The sequence below is a fragment of the Rossellomorea sedimentorum genome (assembly GCF_046237645.1).
GTDB classification, from domain to species: Bacteria; Bacillota; Bacilli; order Bacillales; family Bacillaceae_B; genus Rossellomorea; species Rossellomorea sedimentorum.
In genome coordinates, this window is sequence record NZ_CP143546.1 from 4,006,851 (window position 1) to 4,027,472 (window position 20,622).

The 20,622-nt window shown below is 44.7% G+C and carries 16 protein-coding genes; 2 read left to right on the plus strand and 14 right to left on the minus strand.

Annotation, left to right across the window (positions count from 1 at the left end):
• Positions 1 to 44: 44 nt before the first annotated feature.
• Positions 45 to 266 carry a hypothetical protein gene (locus tag V1502_RS19575; protein WP_409252266.1) on the plus strand — a complete coding sequence of 74 codons (222 nt, stop codon included), beginning with the start codon at positions 45 to 47 and terminating at the stop codon, positions 264 to 266.
• 196 nt (positions 267 to 462) lie between these two features.
• Here the strand turns inward: V1502_RS19575 and glpX are convergent, their stop codons facing one another.
• From glpX to V1502_RS19600, 5 genes are all read right to left on the minus strand, one after another.
• Positions 463 to 1,425, minus strand: coding sequence for a class II fructose-bisphosphatase (glpX, locus tag V1502_RS19580; protein ID WP_409252267.1), 963 nt, complete (start codon positions 1,423 to 1,425; stop codon positions 463 to 465).
• A gap of 545 nt (positions 1,426 to 1,970) precedes the next feature.
• Entirely contained in the window at positions 1,971 to 3,260 is a 1,290-nt protein-coding gene (locus tag V1502_RS19585; RefSeq protein ID WP_409252268.1) for a UDP-N-acetylglucosamine 1-carboxyvinyltransferase, read from the minus strand.
• Between the two features lie 420 nt (positions 3,261 to 3,680).
• Positions 3,681 to 4,331, minus strand: a complete 651-nt coding sequence (gene fsa, locus V1502_RS19590) for a fructose-6-phosphate aldolase (protein WP_409252269.1) — start codon at positions 4,329 to 4,331, stop codon at positions 3,681 to 3,683.
• Positions 4,332 to 4,444: 113 nt separating this feature from the next.
• On the minus strand, positions 4,445 to 5,302 hold the full coding sequence (locus V1502_RS19595; RefSeq protein ID WP_409252270.1) for a class II fructose-bisphosphate aldolase: 858 nt from the start codon (positions 5,300 to 5,302) through the stop codon (positions 4,445 to 4,447).
• Positions 5,303 to 5,465: 163 nt separating this feature from the next.
• Complete coding sequence (locus V1502_RS19600; protein ID WP_409252271.1) at positions 5,466 to 5,828, minus strand: response regulator; 363 nt, start codon at positions 5,826 to 5,828, stop codon at positions 5,466 to 5,468.
• A 407-nt stretch (positions 5,829 to 6,235) separates the two neighbouring features.
• Between V1502_RS19600 and V1502_RS19605 the strand changes: the two genes are divergently transcribed.
• Positions 6,236 to 6,757 (plus strand): DUF2529 domain-containing protein, encoded by a 522-nt coding sequence (locus tag V1502_RS19605; RefSeq protein ID WP_409252272.1) that lies wholly within the window; start codon positions 6,236 to 6,238, stop codon positions 6,755 to 6,757.
• A 464-nt stretch (positions 6,758 to 7,221) separates the two neighbouring features.
• Here the strand turns inward: V1502_RS19605 and V1502_RS19610 are convergent, their stop codons facing one another.
• The 9 genes from V1502_RS19610 to V1502_RS19650 form a co-directional block, all read right to left on the minus strand.
• The gene (locus V1502_RS19610; protein WP_409254397.1) at positions 7,222 to 8,229 is read right to left on the minus strand and encodes an IS3 family transposase; all 1,008 of its coding nucleotides are present in this window, start codon (positions 8,227 to 8,229) and stop codon (positions 7,222 to 7,224) included.
• Complete coding sequence (locus V1502_RS19615) at positions 8,184 to 8,486, minus strand: transposase (RefSeq protein WP_409252273.1); 303 nt, start codon at positions 8,484 to 8,486, stop codon at positions 8,184 to 8,186. The genes V1502_RS19610 and V1502_RS19615 overlap by 46 nt, the downstream gene beginning before the upstream one ends.
• A gap of 490 nt (positions 8,487 to 8,976) precedes the next feature.
• Positions 8,977 to 10,578, minus strand: coding sequence for a CTP synthase (locus tag V1502_RS19620; RefSeq protein ID WP_409252274.1), 1,602 nt, complete (start codon positions 10,576 to 10,578; stop codon positions 8,977 to 8,979).
• A 320-nt stretch (positions 10,579 to 10,898) separates the two neighbouring features.
• Entirely contained in the window at positions 10,899 to 11,459 is a 561-nt protein-coding gene (gene rpoE / locus V1502_RS19625) for a DNA-directed RNA polymerase subunit delta (protein ID WP_409252275.1), read from the minus strand.
• Positions 11,460 to 12,267: 808 nt separating this feature from the next.
• Positions 12,268 to 15,534 carry a fused isobutyryl-CoA mutase/GTPase IcmF gene (gene icmF, locus V1502_RS19630; RefSeq protein WP_409252276.1) on the minus strand — a complete coding sequence of 1,089 codons (3,267 nt, stop codon included), beginning with the start codon at positions 15,532 to 15,534 and terminating at the stop codon, positions 12,268 to 12,270.
• Positions 15,535 to 15,635: 101 nt separating this feature from the next.
• Positions 15,636 to 16,265: a TetR/AcrR family transcriptional regulator gene (locus V1502_RS19635; RefSeq protein ID WP_409252277.1), complete on the minus strand. Its 630-nt coding sequence runs from the start codon at positions 16,263 to 16,265 to the stop codon at positions 15,636 to 15,638.
• 314 nt (positions 16,266 to 16,579) lie between these two features.
• Positions 16,580 to 17,719 carry an acyl-CoA dehydrogenase gene (locus tag V1502_RS19640; protein WP_409252278.1) on the minus strand — a complete coding sequence of 380 codons (1,140 nt, stop codon included), beginning with the start codon at positions 17,717 to 17,719 and terminating at the stop codon, positions 16,580 to 16,582.
• A 123-nt stretch (positions 17,720 to 17,842) separates the two neighbouring features.
• Positions 17,843 to 18,979, minus strand: coding sequence for an acyl-CoA dehydrogenase (locus V1502_RS19645; RefSeq protein ID WP_409252279.1), 1,137 nt, complete (start codon positions 18,977 to 18,979; stop codon positions 17,843 to 17,845).
• A gap of 670 nt (positions 18,980 to 19,649) precedes the next feature.
• Positions 19,650 to 20,501 (minus strand): 3-hydroxybutyryl-CoA dehydrogenase, encoded by an 852-nt coding sequence (locus V1502_RS19650; protein ID WP_409252280.1) that lies wholly within the window; start codon positions 20,499 to 20,501, stop codon positions 19,650 to 19,652.
• Between the last annotated feature and the right edge of the window lie 121 nt (positions 20,502 to 20,622).

Genomic DNA, 20,622 nt, shown 5'->3' on the forward strand with positions numbered 1-20,622 from the left:
ACACCACTCTTCGATTATTTGAAATCTACCATATGGAGAACGTTATGATAGGAAAAATTGCTGGAAAATTAATTAGAAGAAATAAAGAAGCAATTTCTTGTGAAGTATTTTTTCTACTATTTGCGAAAATAAAACAACTACTATCTAATCATATTTTTCTGTTGAAATCAACAAAGGAATTGAAAGGGAAGGAAAAAGTCTTTTGGGCAGAGGAATACCCGTTTATTTTCTCTCTTTATATAGGAATGTCAGCTTCAATGGAATAGCTCCACTAAAGCTGACGATTATTTATATTTACAGAATGGTATAGCCCACTAGATAAACAAGGCTGGTTGATTTCCACTCCAGATGCCTGACCCGAGGGGCTTGGCGCTGGAACTAGACGTGCCGCTAATCCCGCAGGAGATCACGCACCTTCCGCTTCAATCAACTCATTATAAAGAGCATTCCTAGTTGAATTGCTTACTTAATCACCAAATTAGGTTTCTTTTGCAAGCTGTGGCGGCCGTCGATAAAACGGACTGTTCCGGACTTGGCCCTCATGACGACGGAATGAGTCAATCCGTGGGTACCCTTCAGCTGTACACCTCGTAGAAGCTCGCCATCCGTGACGCCTGTTGCAGCAAAGATTGCGTCATCGCCGCGTACTAAGTCTTCCATTCGGAGGACCTTGCTGCAATCAAGACCCATGCTTTCACATCGTACGGCTTCCTCTTCATTTTGCGGCAGAAGCTTTCCTTGGATTTCTCCTCCAAGACATTTTAATGCCACTGCAGCTAAAACGCCTTCAGGCGCCCCGCCGGAACCGAACAGGATGTCGACACCCGTATGATCAAACGCTGTATTCATTGCACCGGCTACATCGCCGTCGTTGATCAGCTTGATTCTCGCACCGGCTTCTCTCAGCTGGGCAATGATATGAGCATGGCGCTCACGATTCAGGACCGTCGCCACCACATCTTCAATATCTTTATTTTTTGCTTTTGCGACTGCTTTCAGGTTATCCAACACTGATGCATTGATATCAATCTGGCCGACCGCTTCTGGTCCAACCGCTATCTTGTCCATATACATATCCGGCGCATTCAGCAGGTTGCCATGGTCAGCGACTGCCAACACGGCAAGGGCATTCCAGCCTCCTGAGGCAACAATATTGGTCCCTTCAAGAGGATCGACCGCTACGTCTACACGCGGACCATAGCCTGTCCCCAATTTTTCACCGATATAGAGCATCGGGGCTTCATCCATTTCCCCTTCCCCAATGACAACGGTCCCTTTCATCGGTACAGTATCGAATACATCTCTCATTGCTGATGTCGCAGCATCATCTGCTTCGTTTTTCTTTCCTCTTCCCATCCAGCGGGCTGACGCAAGCGCTGCTCCTTCTGTTACACGTACAAGTTCCATTGATAAACTTCTTTCCATCAGTTTCTGCCTCCTGTGTCACAAATATATTTTTATATACGAATTGTATAGCATAATAATAAATATATTGTAACACATTAACCAGAGAGCGACAGAATTATTTTAAAAGTTGTATGATTTCCGCTGCAGGTGTACGACTCCGCGGGGCGGGCGTTGAGCCTCCTCGGCTACGCCTGTATAAAAAGTGGAAGCGCCCTGCTCAGCCCCGACAGGTAAATGTTCCACAGTGAAGAAAAGGTGCTCTTTCCTTTTATTCGCTGTGGGTTATTTGACCCCGAGGGGATGGGCGCTGCAACTGGAATGGGGGTCTCACCTGTCCCGCTACTCCCGCAGGAGATCGTACACCTTTCGCTCCAATCAACCAGTTTAATATTGAAATAAACTAACACTTTTTTTCAAAGGATTTTTTCTAGAATTATGTTGCTTTTCAATAATAACTTCAGAGACATCATCCTGTTCACCTTGAAGTATTATGGTAAGCAGAAAGAAAGAGCTACTCTCTCTTTATAAGTCCTTACATTCAGCAACCTTTTCAAATTAAGGAATCAAGAACTTTTCAGCTGTTCCAATTCTTCCGGCGTCATTTTTTCACGCCAGATCGTTGCACCCAATCCTTCCAGCTTTTCAACCAGATTGCTGTATCCCCGGTCTATATGTTCCAGGCCTGTCACTTCTGTGACGCCTTCCGCCATAAGGCCGGCTACAACAAGGGCTGCACCCGCTCTCAAGTCACTCGCCTTCACTTTTGCCCCTTGAAGCTGGACAGGCCCGTTGACGATGGCAGATCGGCCTTCCACTTTAATATTGGCATTCATCCTGCGAAGCTCATCGATGTGCTTAAAGCGTGCAGAATAAATCGTGTCTGTCACAACGGCCGATCCCTTTGCTCTTGTTAAAAGGGCTGTAAAAGGCTGCTGCAAGTCTGTAGGGAAACCAGGATATACAAGAGTCTTGATATCGACTGCGTTCAAATTATCAGCCTTTCCGATGAAGATCTGCTCATCACCTGATTCGATCGGAACACCCATTTCGCGCAGCTTGGCAATCAAAGATTCCATATGGAGCGGAATGACGTTATCAATCAGCACGCCTTCTCCGGCTGCCGCCCCCAAAATCATGAAGGTGCCCGCTTCAATACGATCAGGAATAATCGTATGGCGGCATCCGCTCAAGTTTTCCACCCCGTCAATACGGATAACATCGGTACCGGCACCTTTGATTCTTGCTCCCATATTTGAAAGTAATGTAGCCACATCAATGATTTCAGGTTCTTTTGCTGCATTTTCTATGATTGTCTGGCCTTTAGCCCTGACAGCTGCCAGCATAATATTAATGGTTGCTCCAACACTGACGACATCAAGGTAGATGCGCGCCCCGCGAAGTTCTTCCGCTCGCAGGTAGATGGCACCCTGCTCATTCGTAACCTCCGCTCCTAAAGCTTCAAAGCCTTTGATGTGCTGGTCGATCGGACGAGGGCCAAGATGGCACCCGCCTGGAAGGCCGATTGCTGCTTTCTTGAACCGCCCGAGCATCGCACCCATCAGATAATAGGATGCTCTCAGTTTTTTTACCTTACCGCTTGGCAAAGGCATTGAAATCATTTGCGAAGGATCCACTCTCATCTCTCCGTCTTCTTCGAACGAAACTTCGCCGCCGATTTCTTCTAGAAGAGACTTTAATGTCTGAACATCTGAAATATCAGGTAAACCTTCAATTGTTACTGGAGAGTCGGCAAGAATGGTTGCCGGAATAAGGGCCACAGCGCTGTTTTTCGCTCCACTTACCTTGATTGTGCCTTTCAGTGGATAACCGCCTGCAATTTTAAGCTTTTCCATTTTAGACTCCCTTCCATATTTCCTTGAGGAATTTTCCATAAACTAAGTGACGATTTATACTGGATGCTTTATTATGGTTATTTTTACCAATAAAAATAATTCTAAGAAGTATTGTCTACTAGTTTATACATAATTCGTCAAAACATGTATAGGTGAATAGATTTTTTTGTGAATTATACCTTTTTTACTACAAAAAGCGGAAGCGGCCGTTCAGCACCGTACAAATTGGAGGGCTCTCGCATGAGAAAAGGTAACACCGCAAGCGAAGCGAGCCGATGTTGACTATAGCAAGCGAGAGACCGAAATGTGCTCCGCGTTGGCCGCTGGAGCCGGACTCAATCCATTGATTTCCCCTCCAGGTGCTTCTTACCGCATAAATGTTATTCCATTTATTTGTTCCTTACATGGATAATAACTAAATTATTGTCCTGAACGCTTATTCCAGTCATCAAGGAATGCCTGGATTCCTTTGTCTGTCAATGGATGCTTGAACATCTGGCTAAGGACTTTAAATGGTGTAGTAGCAATATGTGCACCTCTCAGAGCGGCATCCGTAATATGCTGCGGGTGTCTGATTGAAGCGGCAATAATTTCGGTTTCAATACCATGAAGCGCGAAAATTTCAGCGATTTTCTCAATCAGCTCCATCCCGTCATGGCCGATATCATCCAATCTTCCAAGGAAAGGAGAGACATATGTAGCACCTGCCCTTGCAGCAAGCAGAGCCTGATTGGCACTGAAAACCAGCGTTACATTCGTTTTGATTCCTTCTTTGGAGAACACAGATACCGCTTTTAACCCTTCAGGAGTCATAGGCACTTTGACAGTGATATTCGGAGCGATCGCCGCAAGCTCGCGCCCTTCCTTGATCATGCCTTCAGCATCCAGGGCAATGACTTCCCCTGAAACTGATCCCGGTACCAGGTCCGAAATTTCCTTTAGACGTTCATGGAAAGATACTCCTTCTTCTTTTGCCACTAATGAGGGATTTGTTGTAACACCTGAGAGAATCCCCCATTCAAAAGCTTCACGAATTTCATCCATATTTGCTGTATCAATAAAAAATTTCATCGTCCCGTCCCCTTCTTTCGACTTAATTTTCAAAACAATCAAAATGAACGGAAACCGCCTTATGATGTAAGGCGGTTTCTATAAAGGTGTATTCCATTCTGTGTTGACAGATATTAAGCTTGGTTTGAAGAACCAAATTCACGCATCTTGCCGATGACTGTTTGCTTGATCGCTTCACGTGCAGGTCCAAGATATTTACGTGGATCATACACATGTGGATCTTCTGCAAGCACTTCGCGGACCTTCTTCGCAGAAGCGATTTGGTTCTCAGTGTTTACATTGATTTTCGCTGTCCCATAAGAAACCGCTCTTTGGATATCCTTTGTAGGGATACCAGTACCGCCGTGAAGTACAAGAGGTACTCCAGTCGCTGCACCGATTTCTTCCATTTCTTTGAATCCAAGGTTTGGCTCACCTTTGTAAGGTCCGTGAACAGAACCAAGCGCAGGTGCCAATGTATCGATACCAGTACGCTCAACAAGTTCCTGACACTCTTTAGGGTCAGCATAGATAACGCCTTCAGCTACAACGTCATCTTCCTGGCCGCCGACAACTCCAAGTTCAGCTTCAACAGACACACCTTTAGAGTGAGCATATTCAACCACTTTAGAAGTGATTTCGATGTTTTCCTCGAAAGGACCGTGAGATGCATCGATCATGACAGAAGTGAATCCAGCATCGATTGCTTCTTTACATTTATCGTAGCTTGAACCGTGGTCAAGGTGGATAGCGACAGGAACAGTGATGTTGTAGTCTTCCATAAGACCCTCTACCATTTTAACAACTGTCTTGAATCCGCCCATATAGCGTGCTGCTCCCTCAGAAACCCCAAGGATGACCGGTGACTTCTCTTCTTCTGCAGCTTGCAGGATCGCTTGAGTGAACTCAAGGTTATTTAAGTTGAATTGTCCAACAGCATAGCTGTTTTCTTTTGCTTTAATAAGCATTTCTTTCATTGAAACTAAAGGCATGAAATTTTCCTCCTTCTATTGAGTCAGTATGTAACTGTATACCCGTTTCTCAGTGTTTGCAATTTCATCTGTATAATACCAAAAAGGTTAACATTTTACCAACTCACTGCCCCATTTTTATAAAAAGAAGTACTATTTCGTATTTTCAATTTTCTGGAAGGGTTTACATCACGGCGTATTGTTTCACTGCCTGCCTGATATCGTCAATATCAAAAGGCTTGGCAAAGTGGGTGATGGCGCCCAGATCCTTCGCCTCCTGGATCATATCCAGCTCGCCATAGGCCGTCATAATGATGACACGAATATCAGGGTCTTTTTCTTTCATTCTTTTTAAAATTTCAATACCGTCCATTCCCGGTATTTTCATATCGAGCAAAACCAGATCAGGGGAGTGCTTATCAACGATATCAAGGGCTTGTATTCCATTTGCCGCCTGAAATGTGTTGTACCCTTCCTTTTGCAATACTTCGTTCAATAATATACGGATACCAAATTGATCATCTACAATGAGAATCTTTTCATCCATCTAATCCACCTCTTCCCCTCTTATTCACACGTAAAACGTGGTAAAAGCTTCCGCAAGACGGTGTCTTCACTTCCGCCGCTTTGCTGTTTTTTCTTCATTCCGGACGCACCCGGTTTTGTTCGTTACTGGAAATGATATGTATAATGATATATTAATCCAAAAGTATACTTCAACATAAGACTTGCAAAATCCTTCTTTTCCCGATAATTTTACAGCGCGCCCTGTTACTTTTATAATTTATATGGCGTAGCAGGGAGATCCGCATAAGAATTAGGTTGAATGCCTTTGCGCTTAGTTGACAACCCTTAAAATCAATAGACCTAGCGCTTCACCACTTTAATGCACTAAGAGGGACAGTCCCTCTTCACACTTTAAAGCACTAAAGCAAGAGAAAGGAGATTTTTACTGTGATCAAGATGTTTACAACCCAGCTTTCCGGATTATTTAATCGGATTGCCGATAAAGAAGAGTTTGCGATAGAAGACGGCGCCCGCCTGCTCGCCCAAGCGACTGTCGGCGAGGGAAATATCTATATAAAAGGATTCGCCGAAATGGAAAGCGTCACACTGGAGGCACTTTACGGCCAGGAGCCATTGGAAAGCGCAAAAGCTTTGGAGAATTCAGAAGCTTTGACCGAGGCCGACCGGGTATTACTCATTACCCGCTTTTCCAATGATGAAGAGGCGCTGAAGCTGGCAAAGCTGCTCGCCGATAAAGGGGTTGCCTTTACAGCGATTTCCGGGGCTGTAGCTGATGAAGGTGAGAGCCTTAAGGACATGGCAGATATCCACATTGATACGAAGCTGATCAAAGGCATGCTTCCTGGAGAAGAACTGGGCGAGCGCGTCGGTTTTCCATCGAGCATGGCCGCACTTTATATCTATTATCTGATCAAATTTTCTCTTGAAGAGATGCTTGAGGAACATTAAGTTTGCAGTCCCGGTATTGTGCCGGGGCTTTTTTGATACAGTGTACATCTTAGTATGTCAAAACTATACTGATGAAAACTTTTTTCACTTTACATGGGGTATGAATTGCCCTTATTTATCATTACCTCTTTTTTGGCTTTATGAATATTTCATGAGACACCCTAATCCTAATATCGCCTGCTTTTTGGCCTTATGAACAGCTCATGAGACACCCTAATCCTGAAATCAACTGCTTTTTGGCTTTATGAACCTTCCATGAGACACCCTAACGGCTTGGCCCCCTTAATTTAGACAATTACTTTAATATCATTAACCATGCTTAGTTTTTCATTATTTTATTTTTTTCTCTTCTTCACCTTTGTGATTATAGATGAGGTCTCTTCAGTGTCAAGCCAAGTACGCTTGACACCTTCGTTCCATCATCTGTTTTAGGTTTAGGTGAAGAGGGAGAAAAAATGTTGTGGTTAAAGGCTTATCACCATGTCGTGAGGAACTTTCCTATCCGTATACAGTTCGTGAAATTGGTGAGGTGACAAGTAATTCAAACTCCCATGATATCGACGGTAATTATAAAATTCGATATATTCATCTATTTTTTTGTAAGCTTCATCAAAACATTCAAATGAATGACGTTGATAACATTCTCTTTCAATCACACTATGAAAAGACTCAATAAATGCATTCAAATTAGGTGACTTTGGAGGAATTCTTTCATGATATATGCCATGATGAAGACAAAACTCCCCGAAATCATGACTTAAAAATTGAGGACCGTTATCTGTCCTAATGATAACCGTTGAATTGGTTTCGCCCTTCGGTAAATGAATTCTGCGCCTCAAAATTGCTTCATGAAGCATTCCTGTTATATCCTTGGCTTTACAAGATGAGCCTTTATAATACCCGACAATACAACGGTCAAATACGTCTATAGCGCTTGCCAAGAAAAAGAAACGACCACTCTCTTTAATTGATCCATATTTAATATCTAGCTGCCACAGTTGATTCGGTCTGGTAATAGTGTGTTGTTTAGCTATCCTTCGTGGGTAAGGAGAAACTCCGTTTCGCTTCGGCAATAAGATATCCAGTTCATCACATAACCTATATACTTTTTTGGGGCTAATAATGAGATTGTATTCCTGTCTTAGAAGATTGGTTAACTTACGGTATCCATAAACACTTTCCTCACCTTCCACTGCTTCCATTAAAAACTCCTCAATTTGTTCATCCGGAACGATAGTTCCAGAAACGGTTATTGAATATCCAGGAGTAGGCCTGCCCCTTTTGGCTGTAGCTACAGTCTCTTCTTCATCTTCAGGCGAATGGTAGTAATACAAAGAACGATGCACCTCCAAGAGTTTCATTACTTTATTTACTGAGAACCCCTCAGCTATCCAAGCTTCAGCTTCCTCTAATTTATCCTGGACGGTTAGGTTCCTTTTTTTAAAAGGTTTTTTAACATCGCCACTTCTAATTCTTTTTCACCTAACAACTTCATAGCCTGTTCATATTTCGCCATAAGTTCATCTTTGCTTGGATCTTCAGAAAGTGTAGTAATCTCCTCTTTTTCCATAGATTCACTTATTTCGTCTTCATATTCATTTATCCATTTCCTCAGTGTAGATGAGGAAATACCGGCCTTGCGTGCAATAGAAGCCTGTTTCCCTGTTTCTAGTGCCATCCTGACGTACTTCTTTTTAACATCCTCAATAACATCTATCTTTCTTGCCATAAACAAATCCCCTTTCTGAAAGACATTTCTTAGTTATTATTTTACTTTTTTAACTAAGAAGTTGTCCAAATGATTAAGGGGGCTAAAAAGCTAATCTTAAAATCCCCTGATTTTTGGCTTTATGAACGCTTCATGAGGCACCCTAACCTTAAAAACAGCTCCATTTCGGTCTTATGAACGCTCCATGAGGCACCCTAACCTTAAAAACAGCTCAATTTTGGTCTTATGAACGCTTCATGAGACACTCTAATCCTAAAATCGCCTGCTTTTTGGCTCTATGAACCTTTCATGAGGCACCCTAACCTTAAAAGCAGCTCAATTTTGGCCTTATGAACCGCTCATGAGACACCCTAACCCTAAAACAATCATAATTCTGCCCCCATGAACCTACCAAGAATCCACTTCCTTATAAACCTACTCAATCTTTTAATAACGAAAAAAAGAGCCGACCCGCAAAACACGGATCAGCTCGTCTGTATTTGTCATATTACTATTTCGCATTTTCCAAAGCCGCATTGATGAAATCACGGAATAGCGGCTGAGGGCGGGTTGGACGAGATGTGAACTCCGGATGGAATTGTGATGCCACAAACCAAGGGTGGTCCGCAAGCTCGATGATCTCCACCAATCTGCCGTCAGGGCTTGTACCAGAGAAGATGAAGCCTGCTTCTTCCATTTCGTCTCTGAAGTGATTGTTAAACTCATAACGGTGGCGGTGTCGTTCGTAAACAACTTCGCCTGCATAAGCCTCATATGCTTTCGTTCCAGGGATGAGTTTACACGGATACAATCCAAGGCGCAGCGTTCCGCCAAGGTCTTCGACATCTTTCTGCTCAGGAAGCAAATCGATGATTGGGTACGGTGTTTCAGGGTTCAACTCAGCGGAGTGAGCTGTTTCATAACCCAGCACGTGGCGGGCATATTCAACAGACGCCAGCTGCATGCCTAGGCAGATACCAAGGAAAGGCACTTTGTTCTCACGCGCATATTTTGTTACGATGATCTTCCCCTCGACTCCACGGTCGCCGAATCCGCCAGGGACAAGGATACCGTCCACATCGCTCATCAATTCATCAACATTTTCAGCGTTGACCAATTCAGAGTTCAGCCACTTTACTTCTACGTCTGTATCGAAGTTGTAACCTGCATGTCTAAGAGCTTCTACCACTGAAATATAAGCATCTTGAAGCTCCACATATTTTCCGACAAGGGCAATTTTCGTTTTCTTGCTCAAGTTACGGACTCTGTGAAGGAGTTCATTCCACTCGGTCATATCTGCTTCTCCGCAATCAAGCTTCAAATGCTCGCATGTGAGCTGGTCAAGCTTCTGATCTTGGAGGGCAATCGGCACCGCATAAAGAGTATCCGCATCCATTGCTTCAATAACCGCACGTTGATCAATGTCACAGAACAACGCGATTTTATCTTTCATATCCTGAGTCATCGGCATTTCCGTTCGCACGACAATGACCGTAGGCTGGATGCCAAGGCTTCGCAGTTCTTTCACACTGTGCTGCGTTGGCTTTGTCTTCATTTCTCCTGCAGCCTTGATGTACGGTACAAGTGTACAGTGAATGTACATCACATTGTCACGGCCTACATCGTTCTTGATCTGGCGGATCGCTTCAAGGAATGGCAGGGATTCGATGTCCCCTACTGTTCCGCCGATTTCCGTGATGACGATATCCGCATTGGTTTCGCGGCCGGCACGGAAGACTCTTTCTTTGATTTCATTTGTAATATGTGGAATAACCTGAACCGTTCCGCCTAAATAGTCGCCGCGGCGTTCTTTTTTCAATACAGTTGAGTAAATTTTCCCTGTTGTCACAGAGCTGTATTTATTCAGGTTGATATCGATGAAACGCTCGTAATGACCTAAATCAAGGTCGGTTTCCGCCCCATCATCTGTTACGAAAACTTCTCCATGCTGATACGGGCTCATTGTACCAGGGTCCACGTTGATATAAGGATCGAATTTTTGGGTTGTCACTTTCAACCCACGGTTTTTTAATAATCTACCAAGAGAGGCAGCTGTAATTCCTTTTCCTAATGAGGAAACTACACCGCCTGTTACAAAAATATACTTTGTCATGCAAAGTACCCCCTTCTTCAAGTTAGTGTCTAAAAAAAGTATGTTCAGCAGTGCTGAACATTAGTCTCTTATGATGAAATTAATTCCATGGACTGTTTCACCGAAAGCCTCCTATGTACTGCTGCTGCAGTCGTTATCCATTCTTTTGAAAAACGGAAAAAATAGAAACTTCGCTTCATGAACCAGCATCAAAGGGGTGCAAAAAACAAAAAACGCCCCCGCTTACCGTAGTAAGGGGAGCGTTGAAATTATATTCTGATCCTTTTTTAAGGAGCCCAAATAACATACTACCTTCCTCGACATAAGATGTCAAGAACTGATTATTTGTCTTCTTCTTCAGAATCTTCTTCCTCTTCTTCGAGGTCTTCATCTTCCTCGTCATCATCGCCAAGGTCATACTCATCTTCATCGATCAGTTCGTCATCGACGTCTTCTTCATCTGAATCGAGGTCTTCGTCTTCATCCAGATCGTCATCATCTTCTGTAAGATCTTCTTCATCCAGATCATCTAGGTCGTCGAAGTCAAGATCTTCATCATCGAAGTCTTCTTCCAGATCATCCTCATCTTTTTTCTTCGCTTTTTTCTTGCGCGGCTTGATCGTTGGAACTGTTTCTTCCTCAATCTGGTCAACAGGATACCATGCACGGATTCCCCAGCGGTTCTCGCCCAATGCGATGAAACGGCCGTCAACGTTAAGATCCGTGTAAAACTGGACCATACGGGAGCGGACTTCACCCTCGGACAATTCCATCATGTCACCCATCTCTTTTAATAAATCACTAAATGCCATTGCCTGCTTTCTTTCAGAAAGCAGTTCATGTGCTAATTCTATGAAGGACTTTTGACGCAATTCTTCTGTCGATAGTTGCTTTAAACTCATCTGACGCACTTCCTTTCTCTATTTCACATTCTATTAAAAGATGCTATTTTCACATTGCTTAATCAATCGATTTCCGCTTCGGGCACTTGCTTTTAAAAGACTATAATTAAAAAAAGATACATTCGTACTCTTTCCCTAATTTATGTATGAACAAGCAGGAAATCCATATAAAACCACAATGACGAAAGCAGCCCACAAGAATGATAAAAGGGCATAATTCACGAATTTGCCTAAAACCATATTATTCATTATAAACAATATGAATGGGTTTATGCTAGATTTATGCGGTTTTTCTTTTATTTTTTTCCAAGTTTTCAACTGAGAAGAAGGGTGGGGAAATGACTTTAGAGGATGGGAAGAAAGGGTAAGTTGATAGGGGAATGCCGGTGATAAGCTCAGGTAAGGGCAGCTTCAGGGCAATTCCCCTTTTTCTAATTCCGTATGCCTCTGTTTCATTGCGTTTCCGTATATCTCACAGAAAGCTTCATAAAAAAAGTAGAAAGCGAGAAGCAGAAGCGGGATTGCTCCCAGGAGATGCTGATATAAATAAAACGATAGGATGAACCCTGCAAAAATCAGGGTGTATTTAAGGATAAGCTTCACAATGTCACTCCCTGCCATATGTCCTGTGCATCAAACATTACTCTTTTCCCATTATAGATGAAAATAAGACCCTGCAATATTAAATCTGTGTTAAAAAACGGATACTTTACCCCTTTAAAGCACTAAGAGGGACAGTCCCTCTTAGCGCTTTAAAGGGATAAAACGATCCAAAGCGTGGCCTTTGGATCGTTTTTTCAGTTTAAGGTTACATGTTTCTTCTGTATTGTCCGCCTACTTCGTATAAGGCTCTTGTGATTTGTCCGAGACTTGCGACTTTAACGGTTTCCATCAGTTCAGCGAAGATATTTCCGCCGCCCACTGCCGCTTCTTTCAGCTTTTTCAGAGCTTCTTCGATATTTTCCCCGTTCCGTTCCTGGAAGCTGCGCAAGTTGGTGATCTGAGTTTCTTTTTCTTCTTTGGTCGCACGTGCAAGTTCCATGCTGTCCATCTGTTCTTCAGATGGCGGATTAGGATTCAAGTACGTGTTCACCCCGACAATCGGAAGGTCTCCATTATGTTTCTTCATTTCATAGTACATGGATTCTTCCTGGATCTTGCCGCGCTGATATTGTGTTTCCATCGCACCCAGCACGCCGCCGCGGTCATTGATGCGGTCGAATTCTGCCAGTACCATTTCTTCCACAAGGTCTGTCAGCTCTTCCACGATAAAGGATCCTTGCAGCGGGTTTTCATTTTTAGACAGACCGTGCTCTTTGGTGATGATCATCTGAATCGCCATCGCCCGGCGAACGGATTCCTCTGTCGGCGTCGTAATCGCTTCATCATACGCATTGGTATGGAGGGAATTACAGTTATCCTGCAGCGCCATTAACGCCTGTAACGTTGTTCGGATATCGTTAAAATCGATCTCCTGCGCATGAAGGGAACGTCCGGAAGTCTGGATATGATACTTCAGCTTCTGACTGCGTTCGTTTGCACCGTACTTATCTCTCATGACAGTCGACCAGATACGGCGGGCAACGCGGCCGATCACCGTATATTCCGGATCAAGTCCGTTGGAGAAGAAGAATGATAGATTCGGGGCAAAGTCATTGATGTCCATGCCTCTGCTCAAATAGTACTCCACGTACGTAAAACCGTTGGCAAGCGTGAATGCCAGCTGTGAAATCGGATTCGCTCCCGCTTCCGCAATATGATAGCCGGAAATCGATACAGAGTAATAATTTCTCACTTTGTGATCGATGAAGTACTGCTGGATATCCCCCATCATTCTTAGGGCAAATTCCGTAGAGAAGATGCACGTGTTCTGACCCTGATCTTCTTTTAAAATGTCTGCCTGAACCGTACCGCGTACGACATTCAGCGTAGCCTCTTTCACCTCGGTGAACTCCTCAAGGCTGAGTGTTCTGCCAAGCTCTTCTTCTTTCTTTTTCACCTGCTGATCGATGGCGGTATTCATGAACATCGCCAATATGATCGGAGCTGGTCCATTGATCGTCATGGAAACGGATGTCGACGGAGCGCACAGGTCGAAGCCGGCATATAATTTTTTCATATCATCAAGCGTACAGATGCTCACGCCGCTCTCCCCAACTTTTCCGTAAATATCCGGACGGTGATCTGGATCCTCTCCATAAAGGGTTACAGAGTCAAAAGCCGTACTTAAGCGCTTGGCATCATCATCCTTGGAAAGGTAATGGAAGCGTCGGTTGGTTCTTTCCGGCGTCCCCTCTCCCGCGAATTGCCGTTTCGGATCTTCTCCCTTGCGCTTGAACGGGAAGACACCCGCTGTGTAAGGGAAGGCCCCCGGAACGTTTTCTTTGTAGACCCAACCAAGGATTTCTCCAAAGTCTTTATATTTAGGTAGGGCAACTTTCGGAATGTCCAGGCCGGAAAGGCTCTTCGTTTTTAGTTCTGTAATGATCTCTTTATCCCTGATTTTAGTGATGTATTGATCAGCACCGTATTTCGCTTTGAACTCTTCCCAGCCATCGAGAATTTTCTTGGATTCCGGAGTCAGCTGTTCTTCTACATTCTTCTTCAGGTTCTCAAGCGAAGTCAGCACTTCCTCATTCGCTTCCTGTTCTTTCACTGCTTCAATCGCTCCTTGAAGCTGGAACAATTTACGGGCCAGTCGAGCTTGCTCACCCGCTTTTTTATGGTAATTTCTCACCGTTTCGGAAATTTCCCTCAAATAATAACGGCGATCATTCGGAATGATGACATTCTGCTTTTCAACATCCACATCTTTTGAAAAAGAAGTGGACCAACCTAAATCCAATTTGCTATTGATTTTTTCAACCAGAGCGGCAAACAATGCGTTCGTGCCCGGGTCGTTGAACTGGCTGGCAATGGTTCCGTATACCGGCATCGTATCAAGGTCTTTATCAAACAGCATATGGCTGCGCTGATATTGCTTCTGTACCTGGCGCCTCGCATCTTCTGAACCCTTGCGCTCAAATTTATTGATGACAATCAAATCTGCGTAATCGATCATATCGATTTTTTCCAACTGTGATGGAGCACCGAATTCGCTTGTCATGACATACATAGACAGATCACAGATTTCCGCAATCTCCGCGTCACCCTGGCCGATACCGGACGTTTCAACGATGACAAGGTCATATCCCGCTGCTTTTACCACATTGATTGAATCCTGGATGGCCAGCGACAGCTCAGTCTTCGAACCGCGTGTTGCCAAACTTCTCATAAATACCCGGTTGTTGAAGATGGCATTCATGCGGATGCGGTCTCCCAGCAAGGCTCCGCCTGTTTTTTGTTTCGTAGGATCTATGGATAAAATCGCCACTTTCTTTTCAGGGATTTCGTTCAGGAAACGGCGGATCAGCTCATCTGTCAATGAACTCTTCCCTGCTCCCCCTGTACCTGTGATTCCTACCACTGGAACCGTTTTAGCCAACGACTTTACTTCCGTCAGAACCGATTGGGCCGTTGCAGCCGCTTCCTCACTGGAGTTGAGCTGGTATTCAGCAAGGGAGATCAGTTTTGAAACGGTATTAATGTCTCCGGCCTGAAGTTTATCAAGCTGTTCACCTACGGAAGAAGTGACAGTCGGAAAATCACACTCTTTAATCATTTGGTTGATCATTCCTTGAAGGCCATGAGTTCGGCCGTCTTCAGGTGAAAAGATTCTGGCAATCCCGTAGTTATGAAGTTCTTTGATTTCACGAGGAATGATAACCCCGCCGCCTCCGCCATAGATGCGGATATGAGAGGCTCCTCTTTCTTGTAAAAGGTCGTACATATATTTGAAGTATTCTACATGTCCGCCTTGATAAGAGGAAATTGCAATTCCCTGAACATCCTCTTGGATTGCGGCGTTAACTACTTCTTCGACGGAACGGTTATGACCGAGGTGGATGACCTCAGATCCGCTCGCCTGGATGATCCTTCTCATAATATTAATTGAAGCGTCATGACCGTCGAATAAGCTTGATGCTGTCACGAAGCGGACATGATGCTTTGGTTTGTAAATATCAACCGTGCTCATATTTCTCCCCCTGTTCGTAAAATAATCCTGCCTTGAATTGCGCTCCAATGATCTTTATGAAAGTCCTGGAGTGATTATAGCGCTGTGATCCAGAAAACAACCTATTCTAAATAGCCGTTAACGCCTGAAAAAAGTAACTCTGTCTGGAGTTCAATATACTGTTCCAATGTATACTTTTTCTGCAGCGCCCAGCGGCGGAATCCCCACATCTGCCCCTGGACGAAAATATTTTGCGCGAGCAGGTGAATCCTGCTTTCATCAAGTTCAAGCTCGCCATTTTCACAGCATCTTCTGATCAGCGTTTCAAACATGCCGACCATTTCCAGTTCTTTTTGTAAAACATACGGAAGCGCGTCCTTGGAAAGTGATTTGGCTTCCTGGTACATGACCAGTACCTCATCCTGCAGATTATCCATGACCCGGAAGTAGTGGTCGATGCCCATTTTCAAGCTGACCACCGTTCCCTGTTCTGTGTCCATTGCCTGCAGCTGCGAGCGCACCTGCTCATAGATGCTGTCGCATACGAGGTAAAGAACATCTTCTTTAGTTCTGATATATTCATACAGCGTCCCGATACTGAAACCGGCCGCTTTGGCAATCTCTCTAGTCGTTGTCCGGTGAAACCCCTTCAGCTTGAAGAGAGAGACAGCTCCGCGGACCATTTCGTCACGCCGCTTTTCCACAAGCCTTTCATCCTTGACAGAAGCATGAACTTCTCTCTTTTTATTCACATAAACCGACCGCCTTTTTTGACCACCTTTTTGTCCCTTTTTAAAAAATTTCCCCATGTTTGAACTTTGCTGCTTTCTTTTTGGATGAGTGGTTGATTTCCGCTCCAGGTGCGCGACTCCGCGGGGCGGGCGTTGAGCCTCCTCGGCTTCGCCTGCAGGGTCTCAAACTGTCCCGCTGCTCCCGCAGGAGGTCTCGCACCTCCGCTCCAATCAACGCATTTGAACAAAAAATCCAAAATACACTTGCTAGTAATAATGCCTTTTAATCTATAAGCAGGTTTTTAAAGGCTTTTCCCCTTTTACCTAGGATGTATTTACTTCGTCACCATCCGAGAGATTACGAGACGCTGGATTTCCTGCGTTCCTTCATAAATCTGTGTAATCTTAGCGTCACGCATGTAGCGCTCAACTGGATAGTCTTTTGTATAACCGTAACCGCCGAAGATCTGGACCGCTTCCGTTGTCACTTTCATTGCCGTGTCACCGGCCATCAGCTTCGACATCGCCGACTCTTTTCCATATGGAAGCCCTTCGGATTCAAGCCACGCTGCCTGATAAGTCAGCAAGCGGGAAGCCTCAATGCTTGTTGCCATATCTGCAAGTTTGAAAGAAATCCCCTGGTTTGCCGCAATCGGCTTGCCGAACTGTTCACGTTCTTTTGCATAGGCGATGGAAGCATCCAATGCACCCTGCGCGATTCCGACTGCCTGTGCAGCGATTCCGTTTCGGCCGCCATCCAGGGTCATCATGGCAATCTTGAAGCCTTCCCCTTCTTGTCCGAGCATGTTTTCTTTTGGTACACGGCAGTTATCGAATACAATCTCGGTTGTTGGTGATGAACGGATCCCCAGTTTCTTTTCTTTCTTGCCGACCGAGAAGCCTTCAAAGCCGCTTTCAATGATGAATGCTGATGTCCCTCTTTGTCTTTGGGACGGATCTGTTAGAGCAAAAACAACATAGATATCAGCTATTCCTCCGTTAGTGATAAAGATTTTAGAACCATTTAAAACGTAATGATCACCGTCAAGCTTGGCCGTTGTTTTCATTCCGCCTGCATCAGATCCTGAAGCTGGTTCCGTCAAGCCATAACCGCCGATCTTTTCCCCTTGTGCCATTGGTTTAAGGTACTTCTGCTTCTGTTCCTCATTGCCGAATTTGTAAATCGGCCAGCCGGCAAGTGAAGTATGGGCTGACAACGTTACTCCTGTTGAAGCACAAACTCTTGAAAGCTCTTCAACTGCGATACAGTAAGCCAGGTAGTCACTGCCGATCCCGCCGTATTCTTCCGGCCACGGAATACCCGTCAAGCCGAGCTCCGCCATCTTATCGAATAGTTCGCGGTCAAAGCGCTCTTCCTCATCACGCTCTGCAGCCGTCGGTTCCACTTCGTTTTTCGCGAAGTCGCGTACCATTTTGCGAATCATTTCATGCTCTTCTGATAGTTTAAAATTCATTTCTCTTCCCCCGTTTGTCTGGTTTAATTGGATGCTTAGTTTCGCTGTCGTTGACGCTTTAACACTTTAAAGCACAATAAGGGACTGTCCCTCTTAGTGGTTTAAAGCGTTAAAGTGTACCGTTTATTTCACTAAATGTTTGCTGATGACCATTCTTTGGATTTCGCTTGTTCCTTCGTAGATTTCGGTTACTTTGGCGTCGCGGAACAGTCTTTCTACCGGGTATTCTTCCGTATAGCCGTATCCGCCATAGACCTGGATGGCTTCAGTCGTTACGTCAACAGCCGTTTTGGATGCAAAAAGCTTGGCGATGGATGCTTCCCTTCCGCAATTCAATCCTTCACTTCTCATATTGGCTGCGCGATAGACTAATAGTTTTGCGGCTTCAATGCTTGTTGCCATGTCTGCCAGTTTGAACCCGATACCCTGCTGTGCTGCAATCGGCTTACCGAACTGAGCACGTTCTTTTGCATAGGCTGTTGAATGTTCGAAAGCAGCTTCAGCAATTCCAAGTGCCTGGGCCGCGATCCCGATCCGGCCGACATCAAGGTTGGCCATTGCAATCTTGAAGCCTTGCCCTTCTTCGCCCAAAAGGTTTTCTGCCGGAACTTTCATGTCTTCGAATGTGAGCTGCACTGTCCTTGAACCGTGAAGACCCATTTTATGTTCGTCTTTTCCAATGATGAGACCAGGAGTGTCTTTTTCCACAATAAAGGCAGAAACTCCCCGGCCGCCTTTATCCGGATCTGTGGAAGCAAAAACAATATACACATCCGCCTCGCCGCCATTGGTGATAAAAACTTTTGATCCATTCACGACGTAATGGCCGTCTTTTTTGACTGCCCTCGATTTCAGGCTTCCTGCATCAGAGCCTGCACTTGGTTCTGTCAGGCAGAACGCCCCCAGATATTCGCCCGATGCCAGCTTCGTTACATATTTTTGTTTCTGTTCTTCTGTTCCGAAGTAAAGAATCGGGTTGGTGCCGACTGACGTGTGCACCGATAAGATAACCCCCACAGTAGCGCTCACTTTTGATAACTCGTGGATTGCGCTGATATAAGAAGTGAAATCCATTTCTGAGCCGCCATATTTTTCTGGTATGGTAATCCCCATCAAACCGAGGTCCGCCATCTTTTTGAGAATTTCTCTTGGAAACTCTCCTTTTTCCATTCTTTCAACAAATGGAGCGATTTCGGTTTGCGCAAAGTCGCGGACCATCTTTCTCATCATTTGCTGTTCCTCTGTAAACCGTAAATCCATTCTGATTTCCTCCCCGATGTTTGTATAAGGCTCTTTTCTAAAACATTGTTGCTATTTAATATGAATTTCATGAGATATGAAGATGATCCACAGAAATGATCATGGTAAACAAGAAAGAAAAGAGCTAATCACCTTGTTCAATGGGATAAGCCTTTGTACCCGAGGGAAAAATCCGGCCCTTTGGATTTTTCCGATAGCCCCAATCTATACGAATACAGCCTTTTATAAAAAGAATTCTGTCCACATGACTTTGTAAGGGTGCTGCCTGATTTCCGCTACAGGTGCACGACTCCGCGGGGCGGGCGTTGAGCCTCCTCGGCTTTGCCTGTTTATAAAGTGGAAGCGCCCTGTTCAGCCCCGACAGGCAAATGTTCCTCAGCGAAAAAAAGGTGACCTTTCCTTTTATTCGCTGAGGGTTATTTGACCCCGAGGGGCTGGGCGCTGCAACTGGATTGGGGGTCTCACCTGTCCCGCTGTTCCCGCAGGAGGTCGTTCACCTTCCGCTTCAATCCACCTAACTAATGTTCTCAAGCAAGGATGAGTTTTAATGGTAAGAAACTGAATTAGTCATCGAGTTCAGAGTGCTTACAATAATAAAAAGTCAAAGAAGTAACGTGGCAATTCAAGCAATCCTTATTTTAGGATGATGCAACCTAATGAAATAATCAGCTCACTCGTACGTATAGAAGCCGCGCCCTGTTTTCCTGCCGAGCCAGCCGGCTTTTACATATTTGCGTAGAAGCGGACATGGACGGTACTTGTCATCACCAAAGCCTTCATGGAGGGTTTCCATGATATACAAACATGTATCCAGGCCGATGAAATCCGCCAAGGTAATTGGTCCCATTGGATGATTCATGCCCAATTTCATGACTTCGTCGATCGCTTCTTTTGTAGCAACCCCTTCATAAAGCGTGTAAATAGCCTCGTTGATCATAGGCATCAATATACGGTTCGAGACGAAACCAGGAAAGTCTTCCACTTCGACGCCGACTTTGTTCAGTGTCTTTGTCATGTCTTCGATTGCCTGATACACTTCATCGGATGTAGCAAGTCCGCGGATGATTTCAACGAGCTTCATGACCGGAACCGGATTCATGAAATGCATGCCGATTACCTTTTCAGGCCTTTTTGTTGCTGCTGCCACTTCTGTGATTGGAAGAGATGAAGTGTTCGTTGCCAGGATTGCATGTTGGGGAGCAATCTCATCCAACTGAGCAAAGATCTTTGTCTTGATATCCATGTTCTCTACTGCTGCCTCAATGACAAGATCGACATCGCCGGCATCTTGCAGGTCTGTTGACTGCGTCAGATTGGCGAGCACCTTCTCTTTGTCTTCTTCCGTCATTCTGCCTTTTTCCACTGAGCGGGAAAGATTTTTAGTGATGACGCCCATTCCTCGTTGGACATACTCTTCTTTCAAATCGTTTAGTTTCACGCTGAATCCGGCTTGGGCACAGACCTGGGCAATCCCTGATCCCATTTGTCCCGCGCCTACTACCATTACTTTTTTAATACTCATTTATTTCTTCTCCCCTTTGTTTGCATCTGGTTTGTTGATTTTGTTTTATCCGCGGTTTTTCATCCGGCTTATTCGTAGGCATTGTTGATTTTTGCATTTAAAACTGATTTCCGCTCCAGGT